The 19,276-nt window shown below is 75.8% G+C and carries 16 protein-coding genes; 7 read left to right on the top strand and 9 right to left on the bottom strand.

The features are described 5' to 3' along the window. The first annotated feature begins 1 nt into the window (after position 1). Complete coding sequence (locus tag ACN260_RS07745) at positions 2 to 1,300, top strand: DUF58 domain-containing protein (RefSeq protein ID WP_363794748.1); 1,299 nt, start codon at positions 2 to 4, stop codon at positions 1,298 to 1,300. A 75-nt stretch (positions 1,301 to 1,375) separates the two neighbouring features. Further along, positions 1,376 to 3,844: a transglutaminase TgpA family protein gene (locus ACN260_RS07740; RefSeq protein WP_422755328.1), complete on the top strand. Its 2,469-nt coding sequence runs from the start codon at positions 1,376 to 1,378 to the stop codon at positions 3,842 to 3,844. Positions 3,845 to 4,067: 223 nt separating this feature from the next. On the opposite strand, the gene ACN260_RS07735 is transcribed toward ACN260_RS07740, so the two are convergent. The 9 genes from ACN260_RS07735 to ACN260_RS07695 all read right to left on the bottom strand — a co-directional run bounded on the left by ACN260_RS07735 (position 4,068) and on the right by ACN260_RS07695 (position 14,797). After that, positions 4,068 to 4,463 carry a DUF3040 domain-containing protein gene (locus tag ACN260_RS07735; protein WP_422755327.1) on the bottom strand — a complete coding sequence of 132 codons (396 nt, stop codon included), beginning with the start codon at positions 4,461 to 4,463 and terminating at the stop codon, positions 4,068 to 4,070. Positions 4,464 to 4,578: 115 nt separating this feature from the next. Next, positions 4,579 to 5,838: a DNA polymerase IV gene (locus ACN260_RS07730; RefSeq protein WP_422755326.1), complete on the bottom strand. Its 1,260-nt coding sequence runs from the start codon at positions 5,836 to 5,838 to the stop codon at positions 4,579 to 4,581. A 62-nt stretch (positions 5,839 to 5,900) separates the two neighbouring features. Then, positions 5,901 to 7,130: an alkaline phosphatase family protein gene (locus ACN260_RS07725; protein WP_422755325.1), complete on the bottom strand. Its 1,230-nt coding sequence runs from the start codon at positions 7,128 to 7,130 to the stop codon at positions 5,901 to 5,903. Further along, a complete protein-coding gene (locus ACN260_RS07720; protein WP_422755324.1) occupies positions 7,127 to 7,897 on the bottom strand; it encodes a methyltransferase domain-containing protein in 771 nt (256 codons plus the stop codon). The genes ACN260_RS07725 and ACN260_RS07720 overlap by 4 nt, the downstream gene beginning before the upstream one ends. A gap of 40 nt (positions 7,898 to 7,937) precedes the next feature. Continuing rightward, positions 7,938 to 8,111, bottom strand: a complete 174-nt coding sequence (locus tag ACN260_RS07715) for a hypothetical protein (RefSeq protein WP_232378670.1) — start codon at positions 8,109 to 8,111, stop codon at positions 7,938 to 7,940. Positions 8,112 to 8,209: 98 nt separating this feature from the next. Further along, positions 8,210 to 11,620, bottom strand: coding sequence for an error-prone DNA polymerase (locus ACN260_RS07710; protein WP_422755323.1), 3,411 nt, complete (start codon positions 11,618 to 11,620; stop codon positions 8,210 to 8,212). Between the two features lie 214 nt (positions 11,621 to 11,834). After that, complete coding sequence (locus ACN260_RS07705; protein WP_422755322.1) at positions 11,835 to 13,547, bottom strand: DNA polymerase Y family protein; 1,713 nt, start codon at positions 13,545 to 13,547, stop codon at positions 11,835 to 11,837. Next, a complete protein-coding gene (locus ACN260_RS07700) occupies positions 13,544 to 14,281 on the bottom strand; it encodes a hypothetical protein (protein ID WP_422755321.1) in 738 nt (245 codons plus the stop codon). Before ACN260_RS07700 ends, ACN260_RS07705 begins: the two co-directional genes overlap by 4 nt. A 66-nt stretch (positions 14,282 to 14,347) precedes the next feature. Then, entirely contained in the window at positions 14,348 to 14,797 is a 450-nt protein-coding gene (locus ACN260_RS07695) for an SAV_6107 family HEPN domain-containing protein (protein ID WP_422755320.1), read from the bottom strand. A 473-nt stretch (positions 14,798 to 15,270) separates the two neighbouring features. Between ACN260_RS07695 and ACN260_RS07690 the strand changes: the two genes are divergently transcribed. From ACN260_RS07690 to ACN260_RS07670, 5 genes are all read left to right on the top strand, one after another. After that, complete coding sequence (locus ACN260_RS07690) at positions 15,271 to 16,668, top strand: ferredoxin reductase family protein (RefSeq protein ID WP_422755319.1); 1,398 nt, start codon at positions 15,271 to 15,273, stop codon at positions 16,666 to 16,668. Positions 16,669 to 16,687: 19 nt separating this feature from the next. Further along, the gene (locus ACN260_RS07685; RefSeq protein ID WP_422755318.1) at positions 16,688 to 17,188 is read left to right on the top strand and encodes an FMN-binding protein; all 501 of its coding nucleotides are present in this window, start codon (positions 16,688 to 16,690) and stop codon (positions 17,186 to 17,188) included. Continuing rightward, the gene (locus tag ACN260_RS07680) at positions 17,185 to 17,994 is read left to right on the top strand and encodes an FAD:protein FMN transferase (protein ID WP_422755317.1); all 810 of its coding nucleotides are present in this window, start codon (positions 17,185 to 17,187) and stop codon (positions 17,992 to 17,994) included. The genes ACN260_RS07685 and ACN260_RS07680 overlap by 4 nt, the downstream gene beginning before the upstream one ends. Positions 17,995 to 18,067: 73 nt before the next feature. Next, positions 18,068 to 18,556 carry a YbaK/EbsC family protein gene (locus ACN260_RS07675; RefSeq protein WP_422755316.1) on the top strand — a complete coding sequence of 163 codons (489 nt, stop codon included), beginning with the start codon at positions 18,068 to 18,070 and terminating at the stop codon, positions 18,554 to 18,556. Further along, positions 18,553 to 19,272, top strand: coding sequence for a monooxygenase (locus ACN260_RS07670; protein WP_422755315.1), 720 nt, complete (start codon positions 18,553 to 18,555; stop codon positions 19,270 to 19,272). Before ACN260_RS07675 ends, ACN260_RS07670 begins: the two co-directional genes overlap by 4 nt. Positions 19,273 to 19,276: the final 4 nt, after the last annotated feature.

The raw sequence follows: 19,276 nt of genomic DNA, 5'->3' as shown, positions 1-19,276 counted from the left end.
CGTGCGGGACGGGCTGCGTGGTCTGACCACCCGGGGCCGTTCGTTCCTGGCGGCGGCCATCGCCGCCGCGATCTCGGCCGGCATCCTCGGCGAACGGGACCTGCTCCGGGTGGCGGTGCTGCTCGCCGTCCTGCCGCTGCTCGCCGCGCTCTACGTCGGCCGGACCCGCTACAAGCTGGCCTGCAACCGCTCGCTGGACCCGCACCGGGTGCCGGTCGGGGCCAGCTCCCGGGTGGTGCTGCGGTTGCAGAACATGTCCCGGCTGCCCACCGGCACCCTGTTGCTGGAGGACCGGCTGCCGTACGCGCTGGGCAGCCGGCCCCGGGTGGTGCTGGAACGGCTCGGCGCGCACCAGGCCAGCTCGGTGGCGTACACCGTGCGCGCCGACGTGCGCGGCCGGTACGAGGTGGGTCCGCTGGTGATCCGGATGACCGACCCGTTCGGGTTGTGCGAGCTGAGCCGGGCGTTCCCCAGCACCGAGCAGCTCACCGTGATCCCGCAGGTCACCCCGCTGCCCTCGGTGCGGCTGCCCGGCGAGTACGCCGGCAGCGGCGACAGCCGGGCCCGGTCGGTGGCGGTGCACGGCGAGGACGACGCCGCCACCCGGGAGTACCGCAGGGGCGACGACCTGCGCCGGGTGCACTGGAAGTCGACCGCCCGCACCGGTGAGCTGATGGTGCGCCGCGAGGAGCAGCCCTGGGAGAGCCGCGCCACGGTGGTGCTGGACACCCGGGCGCACGGGCACCGGGGCGACGGCCCGACGGCCAGTTTCGAGTGGGCGGTCTCCGCCGCCGCCAGCATCGCCGTGCACCTGCGCCAGGCCGGGTACAAGCTGCGCCTGGTCACCGGGGACGGGGTCGACGTCGACGCCAACGAGGCCACCGGGGACGGCCTGCTCCTCGACCACCTCGCCGACGTGCGGCTCGACCAGCGTGGCGACGTGGCGACGCTGGTGCAGCGGGTCCGCCAGCGCGCCGACGGTGGCCTGATCATCGCGTTGTTCGGCTCGCTGACCACCAGTGAGGCGGAACTGCTCGGCGGGCTGCGCGGCAACGGGGCGACCTGCGTCGGTTTCGTGCTGCACAGCTCCACCTGGCTCAGCCTGCCCGAGCGGGCCCGGTTCGAGTCCGAGCAGGCCCACGCCGCCGCCGCGCTGTCGCTGTTGCAGGGCGGCTGGCGGGTCATCGGGGTCGACCACGACGGCCAGCTCCCGGCGCTCTGGCCGCAGGCCGGCCGCGGTTCGCAGGGCTTCGCGCTGCGTGCGGCGCTCGCCGAGACGGTCGCCGGGGCCGTCCGGTGAGCCGTCGACCCCACCGGCGTCGTCCCGCCGACGCGCGTACCGCCACCGACGCCCGACGACAGAGAGGGTGACGTCGTGAACGCGTCCCGGAACATCGGCTTCGTGGCCGCCACGGCGACCCTGCTCGCCGCCGCCCCGCTGTCGTCGATCTTCCAACAGTGGACCTGGCTGATCCAGTCGACCATCGCGGTCGCCGTGGTGGCCGGCGCGGCGGCGCTCACCCGGCTGGTCCGGGCCCCGCTGTGGGGCCAGGTGCTGGGCATGCTGGCCGGTCTGCTGCTCGCCCTGACCTGGCTCTTCCCGGGCGGTGGCGAGCTGGTCGCCTTCCTGCCCACCCCGGCGACGCTGGCCCACTTCGGTGAGCTGGCGCAGGGCTCGTTGCAGGACATGCGCTCCTACGGCGTGAAGGTGCCCGACACCACCCCGCTGCTGTTCATCAGCGTGCTCGGGGTGGGCTCGGTGGCGATCGTGGTCGACGTGCTCGCCGTCGGGTTGCGTCGGCCGGCCCTGGCCGGGCTGCCCATGCTGGCCATCTACTCGGTGCCGGTGGCGGTCTACGTCGACAGCGTCCCCGCGCTGCCGTTCGTGGTCGGCGCCGCCGGCTATCTCTGGCTGCTGGTGACCGACAACGTCGACCGGGTCCGCCGGTTCGGCCGCCGGTTCACCGGCGAGGGCCGCGACGTGGACGTCTGGGAGTCCTCCCCGCTGGCCGCCGCCGGTCGCCGGCTGGCGGTGGTCGGGGTGGTGCTGGCCGTGCTGCTGCCGCTGGCCGTGCCGGGGATGTCCGGCGGGCTGCTGGACCAGTTCAACACCGCCGGCAACGGCACCGGCAACGGACGCCTCGGGCAGGGCGGCGGCCCTGGCCGGATCGACCTGTTCGCCGCCCTCAGCGGGCAGCTCAACCAGTCCGAGGTGGCCGACATGGTCACCGTCACCACCACCGAGGAGAACCCGTTCTACCTGCGCTTCGGCGTCGCCGACGAGCTGCGTCCGGACGGTTTCCGGGTGCGCCCGCCCAACGGCCGGCCGGTGAACCGGGACCTGCCCGACCCGGCCGACCGGGCCCAGGCGGGGGTGGAGCAGCAGACCTACCGGGCGACCGTCGAGGTGAACCGGTCGCTGAACATGCCCTTCGTACCGGTCTACACCGACCCGGTCAGCTTCGACGGGCTCAACGGCAACTGGTCGTACGACCAGAACCTCGGGGTGGTCTTCTCCAACCGGGACAACTCCCGGGGCAAGCGCTACTCCTTCGAGTATGTGCGCTCGACGTACACCCCGGCGGCGCTGCGCCGGGCCCGCCCGCTGCCGGCCGAGCACCCGATCCGGCTGCAGCAGACCCGCACCCCTGAGGTGCGCGAGGTCGGCGTGCTGGTCAACCGGCTGGTGGAGGGGAAGTCCAACGACTACGACCGGGTCCGGGCGCTCTACGACTACTTCTCCCGGGAGAACGGGTTCAGCTACTCGCTGAGCACCAAGGGTGGCACCAGCGGCCAGGAGATCGTCGACTTCCTCACCAACAAGGTCGGCTACTGCCAGCAGTACGCGGCGGCGCTGGCCTGGCTGGTGCGCGAGGCCGGCATCCCCGCCCGGGTGGCGTTCGGCTTCACCAACGGCAGCAGCGTCGACGGGGACACCGCCGTGCTGACCAACCGCAACCTGCACGCCTGGACGGAGGTCTACTTCGACCGGTTCGGCTGGGTGCCGTTCGACGCCACCCCGGCGTACGGCGTCCAGGGGTCGACCCGGTCGGCGTGGGCGCCGGACTCCGACGCCCCGGACCCGGAGCCGTCGGACACGGCCGCGCCCGCCGCGCCGGAGGACCCGGGCGCCACGACCGGGCCGCAGCGTGACGAGGCCCTCGACAAGGACACCGACGCCGGGTTCGATCCGACCACCGGCGCCCCCGTCGAGCAGGCCCCGACCTGGCCCTGGTGGACGCTGGGCGCGCTGCTGGCGTTGGCGGCGCTGCTGGCGCTGCCGGCGCTGCGGCGGCGCGCGCTGCGGCGGCAGCGGCACCGCCGGCCCGTTCCGGTGGCGGCCGGCGCCGCCCCCGACGACGGGGCGGGCGCGAGCATCCCGATGACCGTGCTGGGCGCGGACGCCGAGCGGGCCCGCGCGGATGCCCACGCCGTCTGGGACGAGTTGCTGGACACCCTGGTCGACTACCGGGTCCGGGTCGACCGGACGGAGACGCCCCGGGCGACCGCCGAACGCCTGGCCCGGGAGGCGGTCGGCGAGGACGCCGGTTCCGCCACGGCGGTACGGCTGCTCGGCCGGGCCGAGGAACGCGCCCGGTACGCCCGGGACCCGCTGACCGGCGAGCCCCTGCACCCGGCGCTGCGGACGGTACGTGACACCCTCGCCGCGCGGGCCGACCGGCGTACCCGGCTGCTGGCCGCCGTGCTGCCGCCGTCGGTGCTGCTGCGCTGGCGTGCCTCGCTGGGCGACAGCTCGGCGCGGCTGGTGACGGCCTCGGGGCGGCTGCGTCGCCTGCTGCTGCGCTGGAACCCCCGCCGCCTGCTGGCCACCCGCCGCGCCTGACCCCGCCGGCCGAGGCCGGCGGGGTCAGGCGCGGCGGGACGCTCATGGGGCGAGGTAGCGGTATCCGAACCGACTGATACCGCTACCTCGCCCCACATGCGTGGGAACCGCGCACTCCTGGGAGGACTGTCCCCCGGACATGGAGATGCGACGGAGGTGGCCGGACTATGTCCGGCACCTACCGTCGTCGGTGTCGCCCGTCCACCTCAGGGGTGGGCGGGGTTCAACGATGTCCCTCCGGGCGCTGACGCCACCGGTCCTCCATGCGGTCCAGCAGCGACGGCCGCCGGCCGCCGCGGCCACGCGGGCGACGACGACTCGTCGTGCCGCCCACCACGTGCAGGTCAGGTGACTGCCCCCGCCGGTGCGACTGCACCGCATAGCCCAGCGCGGCCAGCATGACGACGAAGCCCGCCACTGCCAGCGGCGGCGTCTTGATCACCGCGCCGTATACCAACAGGGCCAGGCCGACGATCACCACGCCGGCAGCGACGAGCAGGCGACGCCGCGTATGGAAACGCGGGTCGCTGGCGCGCACGGCCGAGGCGAATTTGGGGTCCTCGGCAAGCGACCGCTCGATCTGCTCGAACAGCCGCTGCTCGTGCTCCGAGAGCGGCACGGCACTCCTCCCCGGTCACGTTGGTCGGCCCGGGCGGGCCGACAGACCGTGGCAGCCAACCGGCTGCTTGCCGCCAAGTCTACGAGGGGTGTCGCGCGTCGGAAAGCGGGACGACCTATGGCCGACTGCTATTTTCGCCGGGGCCGGCATCACGCCTGCCGAGCAGACTGGCCGGACCTATGACGGACCGCCCGAAACGGGCAGCCGCGGCGTCGGCGGCGGTTTCCGCCTCCCGCCAACCCCGCTCGGGTGCGCCGAGGGTGAGCTGTCGGGGCGTGTCGACCGTTCCGGCCAGACTTTCCACCCGCACACCGACCAGCCGGACCGGCTCACCCGGGTCGAGAGCGGTCCACAGACCCCAGGACGTGTCGAAGATCTCCCGGGCCACGTCGGTGGCCACGCCGAGCGTCCGGGACCGGTTGACGGTACGGAAATCGGACAGTCGCACCTTCAGCGAGACCGTCCGGCCCACCTGACCGGCCCCGCGCAGCCGGCTGCCCACCTTCTCGCTGAGGGCCAGCAACGCCCGCCGGATCTGCTGCGCGTCGACGACGTCGACGTCGAAGGTCACCTCGGCCCCGATCGACTTCTCCACGTGCTCCGGGCTGACCGGGCGCGGGTCCCGCCCCCGGGCCAGCTCGTGCAGGTGGGTCGCGGACGCCGCGCCGAGCGCCTTGCGCAGCATCCCGACCGGTGCCTCGGCCAGGTCGCCGATGGTCCGCAGGCCGAGCCGGCGCAGCGTCTCGGCGGAACGCTCCCCCACCCCCCACAACGCGTCGACCGGCAGCGGGTGAAGGAACTCCAGCACCCGGTCGGCCGGCACCACGAGCAGGCCGTCCGGCTTGGCCCGGGTGGAGCCGAGCTTGGCCACGAACTTGCTCGGGCCCACCCCGACCGAACAGGTCAGCCCCTGTTCGGCCGTCACCCGCTCCCGGATCCGCCGGGCGATGGCCGCAGGCGGGCCGAACAGCCGGCGGGCACCCGCCACGTCGAGAAACGCCTCGTCGAGGGAGAGCGGCTCGACCAGCGGGGTGACGTCCCGGAAGATCCGCATCACCGCGTCGGAGGCCGCCCGGTAGCGGGCGAAGTCGGGGGGCAGGTAGACCGCGCCGGGGCAGAGCGCGCGGGCCCGCGCGGTGGGCATGGCGCTGCGCACGCCGAAGCGGCGGGCCTCGTAACTGGCGGAGCTGACCACACCGCGCGGACCGACCCCGCCGACCACCACCGGAAGGCCCCGCAGCTCGGGCCGGTGGCGCACCTCGACCGAGGCGAAGAAGGCGTCCATGTCGACGTGCAGGATCGGGCTGGCCGAGTCGTCGGCGTCAGGCCCGAAACGCGGGTCACCACCGCGCGGCAACGACTGGCTCCGACCCATTCCGGCAGGCTAACCGCCCGGTACGACAACCGGCCCGCCCGCCCCACGGGCGACGGGCCCGGTCAGCCCCGGACCACCAGCAGCGGCACGGTCATCTCCGCCGCGGTGTCCGCCCCGTGGTACGCCACCAGCCGGGACACCGCCGGTGGCTCCGACCGGGTGGCCAGCACCGCGTACGTGTCGCGGCAGGTCACCACGACGTCGCCGACCCGGGACAGGTGCTCCTCGGCGACCGGACCGAACCACCCCTCGGCCACCATCTCCTCCCGGGTGCACACCCGGGCCGCCGGCCCGAGCACCGCCGACCAGGCGGCCACCACGTCGTCCACCGCCCCCCGGTCGACGTGCAGGTACCGCACCCGGGGCTCACCGGCGACCACCCGGATGCCGGCGCGCAGCCGCGGGTCGGTGTCCAGGTCGAACCGGTGCCCCGCCGGCACGTCGAGCTGGCCGTGGTCGGCGGTGACCAGCAGCGCGGCGTCGGCCGGCAGCCCGTCGACGAGACGGGCGAGCAGGGCGTCCACCTCGGCGGCGGCGATCCGCCACGGGGCCGAGTCGACCCCGCTGAGGTGACCGTGCCGGTCCAGGTCGGGGTGGTAACCGGAGACCAGGGTGGGTCCGGACCCGGCGGACAGCGCCGCCAGCACCGTCCGGGCCAGCGCGTCCACCCCGCCGGCACCCCGGTAGTCACCGCCCCGGTTGGCCGCCAGGGTGAGCCCGCTGCCGGCGTACTCCGGGCGGCTCACCACGCTCACCGCGACCCCGGCGGCCCGGGCCCGCTGCCACTGGGTGCGTACCGGCTGCCAGTGCAGCGGGTCCGGGTCGCCGCGCCAGTCGATGTGGTTGAGCACCCGGTCGGTGCCCGGCACCCGGACGGTGAAGCCGAGCACGCCGTGCGCGCCGGGGGCCGCCCCCGCCCCCAGGGTCACCAGACTGGTCGGGGTGGTGGACGGGAAGCCTGAGGTCAACGGGCGGCCCACCGTCGCGGCCAGCCCGGTCAGGGTCGGGGCGTACCGGGCGGCGGTGGGCAGCTGGTACCAGCCGAGGCCGTCGACGAGCAGCACGGCCACCCGGCGTACCCCGGCCAGGGCGGGGACGAGCCCGAGCAGGTCGACCGCGCCCGGCACGCCGAGCACGGCCAGCGCGCTGGGCAGCACGTCGGCCAGGCTGCCCCCGCCGTAGCGCGGCGGCAGCACCGCGAGCGGGTCCGCCGGAGGCACGGGGCCCGCCGCCCGGTCCACCGGCACGGCGGCCGGGGGCACGGTCGTCCCGGGCGGGGGCAGGTCGGTCATGCCGGGCGGCGGGCGAACAGGTGCAGTTGGGCGGCGAGGTCCCGGTAGGGCGGACGACCGGCCAACGCCTTCTCCAGCTCCACCAGGGCACCCGGCTGGCCGTCGGCGACGGTGGCGGGCAGCAGGTCGGCCAGCACGCGTACCCCGTGGATCTCCTCGACGGTGAGGCCGGCGGCGCGCAACAGGGCGGCGGCCTCCTCGGCGTCGAAGCGGCGGCGCAGGGTGTCCCGGGGGCCGGCGGCCCCGTCGGGGGCGGCGGCCAGCGCGGCGGCGACGTCCAGGTGGCCGTTCACGGCCCGCCCCAGCACGGCGGCGGCCCGGCCGGCGACCAGCACGCTCGCCGCGCCGCCGGGACGCAGCGCGGCGGCCAGCGCGGTCACCACCGGCGCCGGGTCGTCGACCACCTCCAGCACCGCGTGGCACAGCACCAGGTCGACGGTGGCCGGTTCGACCAGCCCGGTCAACGCGTCGCCGTCGCCCTGCACGGCGCGCACCCGGTCGGCGACCCCGGCCTCGGCGGCCCGGCGGGTCAGGGCGGCGAGCGCGTCGGGGCTGGCGTCGACCACGGTCACCCGGTGGCCGGCCTGGGCGAGCGGCACGGCGAACCCGCCGGTGCCGCCGCCCACGTCGAGCACGGTCAGCGTGTCGTGCGCCCGCCGCCGCAACTCGGCGGCGAGCACCGACCAGATGACGGCGGTACGGGGGGTCAACGGTGGCTCGGCGAACCGGCTGCGGGTGCTCTGTTCCACCCGGTCGAGCCTAGTCACCCACGCCACCCGACCCCCCGTCGGCGGTGCCGTCGCCGGCTCAGATCTCCCCGCCGCCGGCCGGGTCCTCCTCGGCGCGGGACCGGCGGGTGTTCGCCACCGGCCCCTCGGTCACCTGGTACTCCCGCGGCTCGGCGTCCTGGGCGGGCGTCCAACCGGCACCCAGCCGGGTGCGCCGGGCGTTCGCCAGTCCACCGGTGTACGTGCTGTCCATCGTCACTGGTCATCCCCCTTGCCGCGCGCGGGCCGCTCTGCCCGCGCGTGCCGGAATTCTCCTGTCTCCCGGCCCGGAAAACCGTAATGTGGATCACTTCACCGGAAGTCGCGGGAGGCGGGTTCCACCGGCGGCGTGATCGGGTCCAGCCGGTCGGCGGTGAGGTTGGTGACCCCCTCGTGCCGCTGCAACCGACCACGGACCACGAGGGCGCTGCTGGTGCGGGCGATCCGACGGTAGCGCTGCCACAGCCCCGGGGAGCAAGTGACATTCAGCATCCCGGTCTCGTCCTCCAGGTTGAGGAAGGTGACCCCGCCGGCCGTCGCCGGCCGTTGCCGGTGGGTGACGATCCCGCCGACCCGGACCCGCCGACCCGGCTCCACCCGCCCCAGCCGGGCGATCGGCACCGCACCCAGCGCGTCGAGCCGGTCCCGGACGAACCGGGCCGGGTGGGTCTCCGGGGACAGCCCGGTGGCCCAGACGTCGGCGACGAGCCGGTCCACCGCCTCCATCCCCGGCAGGGTGGGGGCCGCCGCGCCGGTCACCGTGCCGGGCAGCCGGCCGGGCCGGTCCTGGGCCGCCGCCCCGGCCGCCCAGAGCGCCTCCCGCCGGGTCAGCCCGAAACAGGCGAAGGCGTCCGCGGTGGCCAGCGCCTCCAGCTGACCCGCGGTGAGACCGACCCGCCGGGCCAGATCCGGCATGTCCCGGTACGCCCCGTGCGCCGTCCGCTCCGCCACGATCCGCCTCGCCAGGTCCTCGCCGAGGGTACGGACGCCGCCCAGCCCGAGCCGGACCGCCGGACCGCCCAGCCCCCAGGCGTGCGGTGGTTCCCCCGGCACGCTCCCCCAGCGGGTGTGCGGGGTGGACTCCAGCACCGCACCGGCCCCGCTGGCGTTGACGTCGGGCCGGCGGACCTCGACCCCGTGCCGCCGGGCGTCGTCGACCAGGGTCTGCGGCGCGTAGAACCCCATCGGTTGGGCGTTGAGCAGGGCGGCCAGGAACGCCGCCGGGTGGTGGCGCTTGAGCCAGGAACTGGCGTACACCAGGTAGGCGAAGCTCATCGCGTGGCTCTCCGGGAAGCCGTAGCTGGCGAACGCGGTGAGCTTGCGGTAGACGTCGTCGGCCAGCTCGCCGGTGATGCCCCGCTCGGCCATCCCGGCGTAGAGCCGGTCGGCGAGCTGCGCCATCCGCTGCACCGACCGTTTCGCCCCCATCGCCCGGCGCAACTGGTCGGCCCCGGCGGCGTCGAACCCGGCCAGGTCGATGGCGAGCTGCATGAGCTGCTCCTGGAACAGCGGCACGCCGAGGGTCTTCTCCAGCGCGTTGCGCATCAGCGGGTGCGGGTACGTCACCGGCTCCTGGCCGTTCTTGCGCCGGATGTACGGGTGCACCGAGCCGCCCTGGATCGGGCCGGGACGGATCAGCGCCACCTCCACCACCAGGTCGTAGAACTCGCGGGGTTTCAGCCGGGGCAGGGTGGCCATCTGGGCGCGGCTCTCCACCTGGAACACCCCTACCGAGTCGGCCCGGCAGAGCATGTCGTAGACCTCGGGGTCGTCCAACGTCATGTCACCCAGGTCGAGGGACTGGCCGATCAGGTCGTAGCCGTAGTGCAGGGCCGACAGCATGCCCAGGCCGAGCAGGTCGAACTTGACCAGCCCGACGGCCGCGCAGTCGTCCTTGTCCCACTGGAGCACGCTGCGGCCGGGCATCCGCCCCCACTCCACCGGGCACACCTCGATCACCGGCCGGTCGCAGATCACCATCCCGCCGGAGTGGATGCCCAGGTGCCGGGGGAACGTCTGCAACTCGTCGGCGTACGCCACCACCTGCTCGGGGATGCCCTCGACGTCGATCGCCGCGACGGAACCCCAGCGGTCGATCTGCTTGCTCCAGGCGTCCTGCTGGCCGGGTGAGTAGCCGAACGCCTTCGCCACGTCCCGCACCGCCGACCGGGGCCGGTAGGAGATGACGTTGGCGACCTGGGCGGTGTGCTCCCGGCCGTAGCGGGCGTAGACGTGCTGGATCACCTCCTCCCGCCGGTCGGACTCGATGTCCACGTCGATGTCGGGCGGGCCGTCGCGTTCCGGGGCGAGGAACCGCTCGAACAGCAGCCGGTGCCGTACCGCGTCCACGTTGGTGATCCGCAGCGCGTAGCAGACCGCCGAGTTGGCCGCCGAACCCCGGCCCTGGCAGTAGATGTCCTGTGCGCGGCAGAACGCCACGATGTCGTAGACCACCAGGAAGTAGCCGGGGAAGCCCAGCTCGTCGATCATCCGCAGCTCGTGTTCCAGCTGCGCGTACGCCTCCGGGTGCGCCCCGGGCGGCCCGTAGCGCTCGTGCGCCCCGGCCAGCGTCAGGTGGCGCAGCCAGCTCATCTCGGTGTGCCCCGCCGGCACCGGGTACGCCGGCAGCCGGGGCGCGACCAGGTGCAGGTCGAAGGCGAGTTCCGCGCCGAACTCGGCGGCCCGGGACACCGCGCCCGGGTACGCGGCGAACCGGGCCGCCATCTCCGCGCCGCTGCGCAGGTGGGCGGTGGCGGCGGCGGGCAGCCAGCCGTCGATCTCGTCCAGGCTGCGTCGGGCCCGTACGGCGGCCAGGGTGGTCGCCAGCCGCCGTCGCCCCGGGTTGGCGTAGTGCACGTTGTTGCTGGCCACGGTGGGCAGCCCGGCGGCGGCGGCCAGCTCGGCGAGCGCGTCGTTGCGGTCGGCGTCGACAGGGTGCCCGTGGTCGGTCAGCTCCACCGCCACCGTCTCCGCGCCGAACAGCGCGGTGAGCCGGTCCAGCTCCCGGGCCGCCGCGTCGACCCCCTCGGTGAGCAGCGCCGCCGGCACGTGTCCCTTGCGGCAGCCGGTCAGCACCAGCACGTGGTCGCGCAGCTCGGCGGCGACCTCCTCCAGCTCGCCGTAGACCGGCCGGCCCTTCTCACCGCCACGTAGCTGGGCCCGGGAGATGACCGACGCGAGCCGGGCGTACCCCTCGTGGCCGTGGGCGAGCACCAGCAGGTGCCGGCCCAGCGGGTCGGGTTCGCCCTGTTGCGGGCCGGGCAGCCCCATCGACAGTTCCGCTCCGAAGACCGTGGGCAGGTGCAGCGTACGGGCCGCCTCGGCGAACCGGACCACCCCGTAGAACCCGTCGTGGTCGGTCACGGCGAGCGCGGTCAGCCCCAGCCGGGCGGCCTCCTCGGCCAGTTCCTCCGGGTGGCTCGCCCCGTCGAGGAAACTGAAGTTGGTGTGCGCGTGCAGCTCGGCGTAGGGCACCGGGTCGTCCGGGCGGGTCAGCTCCGGTGGTGCGTACCGCTCGCGGTGCCGGGTCCAGGCCGGTGAGTCGCCGCCGTCGGCCTCGGCGAGCGGGTCCACCACGTGCAGGTGCCGTTCCCCGCGCCGCCGCCCGTCGCCGCGCCCCTCGTCACCCCGGGGCCCGCCGGGGCCTGCACCGTCGGTGGTGGGCCGGCCGGACAGCACCCGCTCCAGCTCCGACCAGGGCAACTTCGGATTGTGGAAGCTCATCCGGCTGTCTTCCTGCGGCCGGCTGCGGGGTGGGGCGGGGTCGTCGCGGACGGGGACGGTTCTCCCGGTGAGCGGTATGCCGCTGAGTCATATTCATGCCGCAGCGGCATACCGCTCACCCGGAAACATCGTCGGGACGCGGGCCGGCCCCGGACGGAACTCCGCACCGGCCGGCAGCGGAAGCGCCACCGACCGGACCAGCACGGGCCACCGGTCAGTCATAGATCGCCTCCACCAGCCACCGGCCCGCCTCGACGGCCAGCAGCAGGGCGGCACCGTCGGCCAGGCAGACCTGGAACCGGGCCCGGCGGCGGGCCTCGGCGGGGGCCCACCACCGCTCGTCCACCGGCCACGGGCCGGTCCAGCCGACGATCTCCGCCGGGGCGGTGCCGCCGACGGCCAGCCGGGCGGGGGCGGCGCTGACCGCCAACCGGGCGCTGACCAGCACCGGTTCCCCGGCCGCGTCGTGCACGGTCGCGGTGAGCGGGACGGGCAGCACCACCGCCGGCGCGGGTGGTGGCAGTCGCCCCGGCCAGGGCGGTACGGGACTCCCCCGCCGTCCGGCCCGCGCGGCACCGCCCCGACCCGCCCCGGCCGACGGCGGCGGCACGACACCCGACGACCCGTCCACCGGCGGCGTGACGGATGCGCCCGGCAGCGGTGGCTTGGCCGGTGCTCCCGGCAGCGGTGGCGGGCCGGGGCGGGCGGGGAGGCGTTCGTCGCCCCAGGGGACCAGGCGGGTCTGGTCGGCCGGGGACCGACCGCCGCCCAGCACGGCGGTGACCACCGCCTCCGGACCGAGGATGCCCTGCACCCGGCTCAACGCCCGGTGCGCCCGGTCCCGCTCCTCGCCGGCCTCCCCCCACAGGCCGGGTTGCAGCCCGCCCCGGGCCAGCAGCCCGTCGGGCACCAGCCGCAGCCGGACGATCCCGGCGGTCGGTCGGGCCGGCCGGGCACCGGCCCGACCGGTGCTGCCGGAGAGCCAGCCGTCGAGCTGCCAGCGCACCCGGTCGGCGATGGCGGCGGCGGTGAGCAACCCGTCGTGCCGCCACACCCGGTGCAGTTCCTGGCCGTGCGCGGTGACCGCCTCGATGCCGAGCCGGGTGCAGGCCAGCCCGTGCCCGGCCAACCGGTCGTGCAGCCGTTCGGCGAGCATCCGGGCGGCGAAGGCCGCCGCGTCGACCCGGTCGAGGGGCTCGTCGTGGTGGGCGGTGACGGTCAGGTCCACCGGGGGCTGCCGGACGGCGAGCGGCCGGTGGTCGTGCCCGGCGGCGAGCCGGTGGGCGAGGGCGGCGTCGAAGCCGAACCGGGCCAGCACGTCACCGGCGGGCAGCGCCGCGAATTCGCCCAGCGTGCGTACGCCGAGCCGGCGCAGCAGGTCGGCCAGGGCCGGCCGGCCGATCGCCTCGACGGGCAGCCCGGCCAGGAACCCCGGTGTCCCACCGGGCGGCACCACCTGACCGGTACGCGCGGCGAGACCGGCGGCGAAGACCCCGTCGGCGATCCCGACCTGGCTCTCCACCGCGCACGACTCGGCGACCTGTTCGATGATCCGCTCGGCGGCGGCCTCCTCACCGCCGAGGTAGCGGGCGGGCCCCCGGGCGGCGAGCGCGCAGACGCCGGGGCGGACCACCTCGACCCCGGCGGCGACCTCCTCCACGGCGGCGACGACCGGTTCGAAGGCTCGGGCGTCCCGGCCGGGGTCGTGGTCGACGACGGTCAGCGCTGGGCAGCGCCCCTGCGCCTCCCGGCGGCGCAGGCCCCGGCGTACCCCGGCGGCGCGGGCCGGTGTCGAGCAGGCCACCACCCGGTTGGCGTGCAGCACGGCCACCGGGCCGGTGGCGGGCACCCCGTCGACGATCTCGGCGGCGAGCACCGGCCAGTCCGGGCACCAGAGCAGCAGGGTGCGGACGGGCGCGCCGGTCACCCGGACCCGACCACGGTGAACCCGCCCGGCCGGGGCGCGACGGATGCGGCGGGGACGGCCGGCGCGGCGGGGGGCACGACCCGGGTGAGCCCGTCGCCGGGCAGCCACATCGTGATCTCCTTCGGACGGGCCGCCGCGCCGCGTCCGCGTGCCGACACGGTGACCTCGCGTCGGCGCAGCCGGCCCCGCCCCGCCCCGAGCCCCTCCCAGACCCCCCGGACCACCTGGAGCGTCACGTCCGCACCGGTCCACCGGCCGTACGGGACGAGCACGCAGCCGCGTTGCCGGGCCCGGGCGGCCAGCCGGTCGGCCACCGGGGCGGAGACGGTGTGCGGTACCGCGGTCACCACCACGTCGACCCCGTCGATCAGGGCGGCGACCACGGTCGGCCAGTCCGGACCCGGATGCGGGACGAGGGCCAGCCGGTCCAGGGCGATGCCGGCCTCGGCGGCGGCGCCGGCCCCGAAGGTGGGCACCCCGACCACCGCGCACCACGACCCGGCCCGGGACGCCTCGGCGAGCAACGCCAGCACCAGGGAGGTGCCGCCGCTGCGCCGGGGTTGGCCGACGGTGACGGCGACGGTGCTGCCCCGGCGCAGCCCCCGGTGCGGCAGCAGGCCGGTCAGCTCCGGTGCCACCGGGAGCACCCGGTGGCTGCCGGCCGGATCGGGGGCACTCGCCGGGCGGACCAGATCGGCCAGTGCGGCGGAACCGACCACCATGCGGCCCGCCATCGGACCAACCCCCCGTCGTGTCGTTGCGTGGATCAGGTGCCCGGTGGGGACCCGGGCACGGCCGGGTCAGGCGGCGAGACCGTCGAGGGCGGGTTGGTGGGTCACGCCGAGCGCCTGCTCCACCACCGCCACGAACTGTTCGGCGGCCCGGAGCAGGTCGTCGGCCTCCCGGGCGCTCACCACCCGGGGTATGCCGGCCTCGGCGGCGGCCCGCTTGCCGGCGGCGGCGGCGAAGTAGCGGGACCACTCGTCCAGTTCGGGGGCGACCCCGGCGAGCAGCACCCAGACGCTGGTGATCCGGCGGCGGCGGGCGGGCGCGGGCCGGGCCCGGGCGGCCAGCAGGGCGGCGGCGGCGCGGAGCGCGGCCAGGTGGGCGGCGGCGTAGCGCAGCCCGTCGGGGCGGGTCCGGGCGGCCTCGGCCAGCCCGTGTCGGGCCACCGTGAGGAGTTGGGTCGGGGTGCGGTGCGGCAGCACGTGCGCGGGCACCGTCGGCGCCTGGGCCGGGTTGGTCGGCATGACTGTCTCCTCCGCGTGACCGGTTCGGGCGGGACGCCCGGGGCGGGTGGTGCGGAGGAAGACGCACCGTTGGGGGCCGGCCGGGTGCGGATGCTTCCCCACACCACACCCGGCCGGCGAACCGGCGGGTTCGTCGCCCGCCGCCCGGGGGTCGAGGGCGGCGGGCGACGACCTGCCTTGACGGGACCGGGCTCGCGACTGCCCGGAACCCGGTGCGGTCCGCGAAACCGCACCTGCCCGGGCCGACGCCGCGAAACACCGCCCCGGGGGCGTTGGAACGGGTGTGCGAGTGAATCGAACACTCGTTCTAACTGCTCTGACAGTACACCCTGCCCCCGACGAAAACGCAACGTCTGGCGTACGGCGTGCCAGCGACGATTCCCAGCCCGCGCACAGTGACGGCAAAGCCCGGCCCGAGGTCGCCGCCGCAGGGTGGAACGCATGAGTGAAGGACCCGCCGGAACCACCCGCTGATGAGCACCACCGTCCTGGGCCGGGATACCCCGCGCCGGCCGTTGCCCACCGCCCCCGGCTGGTGGGCCGACCTGGCCGGCAGCGCGGCGGTGCTCAGCCTGCTGGTCGTCGTCGCGCTCTGGACCGCCGACCGGGGGGTGCAGGAACTGCTCTCCGGGGTGGCCACCGGCCTCACCTCCGCCGGCCGCCTCACCGGCCTGCTCAGCGCCGACCTGATGCTCGTCCAGGTGGTGCTGATGGCCCGGGTGCCACTCGTGGAACGGCGCTTCGGCCAGGACCGGATCGCCCGCTGGCACCGGCTGGCCGGCTTCACCTCCTTCCACCTGCTGCTGGCCCACGTGCTGCTGACCACCCTGGGGTACGCCGGCACGGCCCGGGAGAACCCCGTGACACAGCTCTGGCTGCTGGTCACCGGATACCCGGGGATGCTGCTGGCCACCGCCGCGCTGGCCCTGCTGGTGCTGGTGGTGGTCACCTCGGTCCGGGCGGCCCGGCGTCGGCTGCGCTACGAGTCCTGGCACCTGCTGCACCTGTACGCGTACCTGGGGATCGGGTTGGCGCTGCCGCACCAGTTGTGGACCGGCGCGGACTTCGTCTCCTCGGCCGCCGCGCGGGCGTACTGGTGGACGGTGTACCTGGGGGCGCTGGGCAGCGTGCTGGTGTTCCGGCTCGGGCTGCCGGCGTACCGCTCGCTGCGACACCGGGTCGAGGTGGCCGCGGTGGTCCCCGAGGCCCCCGGCGTCACCTCGGTCTGGTTGCGCGGGCGGGACCTGGACCGGTTGCCGGTCCGGGCCGGGCAGTTCTTCGGCTGGCGCTTCCTGACCGGCCCCGGCTGGTCCCGGGCGCACCCGTACTCGCTGTCCGCCCCGCCGACGGGCGACCTGATGCGGATCACCGTCAAGGACCTCGGCGACGACAGCTCCCGGGTGGCCGCCCTGCGACCGGGCACCCGGGTACTGCTGGAGGGCCCGTACGGGCGACTGACCGGACAGCACTGGCGCGGCGGCGGGATCACCCTGCTCGCCTGCGGGATCGGCGTCACCCCGCTGCTGGCCCTGCTCTGGGAACTGCCGTACGCACCCGGGCAGGCGGTGCTGCTCTACCGCGTGCGTACCCCGCAGGAGCTGGCCTTCCGGACGGAGCTGGAACGGCTCGCGGTCGAACGCGGGGTGTCGGTCCACTACCTGGTCGGTCCGCGCGGCCGGCAGCCCGCCTGGCTGCCCGGCTACGCGGCCGGGCTGCCGGACGCCGAGGCGCTGCGCCGGCTCTCCCCCGACATCGCCGACCACGACGTCTACCTGTGCGGCCCGGACGGCTGGGTCGCCGCGGCGCAGGCCGCGACCCGGGCCGCCGGGGTGCCCGAGCGGCACGTCCATCACGAACGCTTCGCCTGGTGACGGGCGGGAAGGGGGACCCGTGCGACGGATCACCATCTGGCTGCTCTCCACGGTGACCGCCCTGGTGCTGCTGTTCAGCTACCGGACCAGCACCATGGGCGTCGGCGGGGGGACCAGCGCCGTCGCCGTCGACCGCGGCGGCACCACCCCCGGCTCCGGGGACACGTCCACCGAACCGCCCACCGGCGACACCGGCAGTACCGGCGACACCGGAAGCACCGGCGACAGCGGCGACAGCGGCGACGGAAGGTACGACGGGTCGGTGGCGCAGACCCGGTGGGGGCCGGTGCAGGTCCGGATCACCGTGGCGGGCGGGCGGATCACCGACGTCACGGCCCTCCAGGTGCCCGACGGCAACTTCCGGGACCAGCAGATCAACGACTACGCGGTACCGATCCTGCGGCAGGCGGCGCTCACCGTGCAGAGCGCCCGGATCGACACCGTGTCCGGGGCGACCGTCACCAGCGACGGTTACCGCGAGTCCCTCCAGGCCGCCATCGACGCGGCGCACCTGAGATGAGCACGCCGACGGGCCGGACGGCGGAGCTGGACCGGCGGGCCTGGGTGGTGCAGGTGATGGGGCTGCCGGTCAGCGTGCACCTGCGCGGCCCGGACGTGCACGACGACGCGGTCGCCGCCCGGGTGGAGCGGTTCTTCGCCTGGCTGGGCGCGATCGACAAGACGTTCAGCGTCTACCGGCCGGAGAGCGAGATCGGACGGCTGGCCGGGCGGGAACCCGATCCGGCCACCGCGAGCCCGCTGGTACGGGAGGTGGCGGAGCTGTGCGAGCTGGCCCGCACGCGCACCGGCGGCCGGTTCGACGCCCGGCGGCTGCCACTGCCCACCGGCGGTGCCGGCTACGACCCGTCCGGGTTGGTCAAGGGCTGGGCGGTGCAGCGCGCGGCCGGATGGCTGGCCGATCTGGCCGGGCACGACCTCTGTCTCAACGCCGGTGGGGACGTGATGCTGCGCACCGGGGCGGACCGGCCGGCCTGGCGGGTCGGCATCGAGGACCCGGACCGCCCCGGCCACCTGCTGGACGTGCTGGACCGGCGCGACGGCGCGGTCGCCACCTCGGGCACCGCCCGGCGCGGCGCGCACATCGTGGACCCGCGTACCGGCCGACCGGCGACCGCGCTGCGGTCGGTCACCGTGGTCGGGCCGGAACTGCTCTGGGCCGACGTGTACGCCACCGCGGCGATGACCCGGGACGCCGACGACGCGCTGACCTGGCTGACCGGCCTGGCCGACCACGAGGCGCTGCTGGTGACCGCCGACGGCCGGATCCGGGCCACCTCGCACTGGCCCGGTGCCCGTCCCGGGTAGCCGCCCGCCCGCTGACCCGCTCCGACGGACGCCGGGTGCGGGGCGTCGGGGCGTACCGGGGAGAATGGGCCGCATGCAGTCACACCCGAACGTGCAGGCGGTGCAGCGGGCGCTCGACGACGCGGGCGCGCGGGACGGTTCCGGTGCGGCCAGCCGGGTCCGTCTGCTACCCGAGGCGGCGCACACCGCCGTCGCGGCGGCCGACGCGCTCGGCGTCACCGTCGGCGCCATCGCCAACTCGCTGGTCTTCGACGCCGACGGCACGCCGCTGCTGGTGCTCACCTCCGGCGCGCACCGGGTGGACACCGCCGGCCTGGCCGCCTCGCTCGGGGTGACCCACCTGCGCCGGGCCACCCCCGACTTCGTCCGCACGCACACCGGCCAGGTGATCGGCGGGGTCGCCCCGGTCGGCCACCCCGGCCCGCTGCGCACCCTGGTCGACACCGCCCTGGCCGGGCACCCGCAGGTGTGGGCCGCCGGTGGCGTACCGCAGGCGGTCTTCCCCACCACCTACCCGGAGCTGCTGCGGATCACCGGCGGCACCCCCGCCGAGGTGGCGTGAACACCACCCCGGAGCTGGTCACCCTGCACGTGTGGCGGGTGCCCCGGGCCGCCCTGGGCCGGGCGTTGGCCCGGATGGCCCGGCATCCGTGGCAACTGCGGCGTACCCCCGGCGTACGGTTCGGCAAGCTGCTCGGCACCGGGACCGGCACCGGCTTCGGGCCGGGGGACGCCGACCTGACCCGGTGGGCGGCGCTGGTGGTGTGGGACTCCCCCGCCGCGGCGGCCGGGTTCGACGCCTCCCCGGTCGGCCGTTCCTGGGCCCGGATCGCCCACGCGTCGGCCCGGCTGGAGCTGCGCCCGGTGACCAGCCGGGGCGAGTGGTCGGGCCGGCGGCCGTTCGGCGAGCCGGCGGGCGGCCGGGTCGACGGGCCGGTGCTGGCGCTGACCCGGGCCCGGCTGCGCCCCCGCCGCGCGCTCACCTTCTGGAAGGCGGTCCCGCCGGTCGCCGCCGCGCTGCACGCCGCGCCGGGGCTGCTCGCCCGGTTCGGTGTCGGCGAGGCGCCGCTGGGTTGGCAGGGCACGGTCACCGTGTGGCGCGACCCGACGGACCTCGTGGCGTTCGCGTACCGTCACCCGGAGCACCGCGCGGCGATCACCCGCACCCCCACCGAGGGGTGGTACGCGGAGGAGTTGTTCGCGCGCTTCGAGGTACGCGCAGTGGTCGGTGACCGGTCGGTGCTGGGCTGGGTCGCCGACGGTGATCGGCAACCGTGAGAGG

The organism is Micromonospora sp. WMMD708, assembly GCF_049315245.1.
Lineage (GTDB): Bacteria > Actinomycetota > Actinomycetes > Mycobacteriales > Micromonosporaceae > Micromonospora > Micromonospora wenchangensis.
The sequence above is the reverse complement of the archived record's forward strand: the minus strand, read 5'-3'. Positions and strand labels throughout refer to the sequence as shown.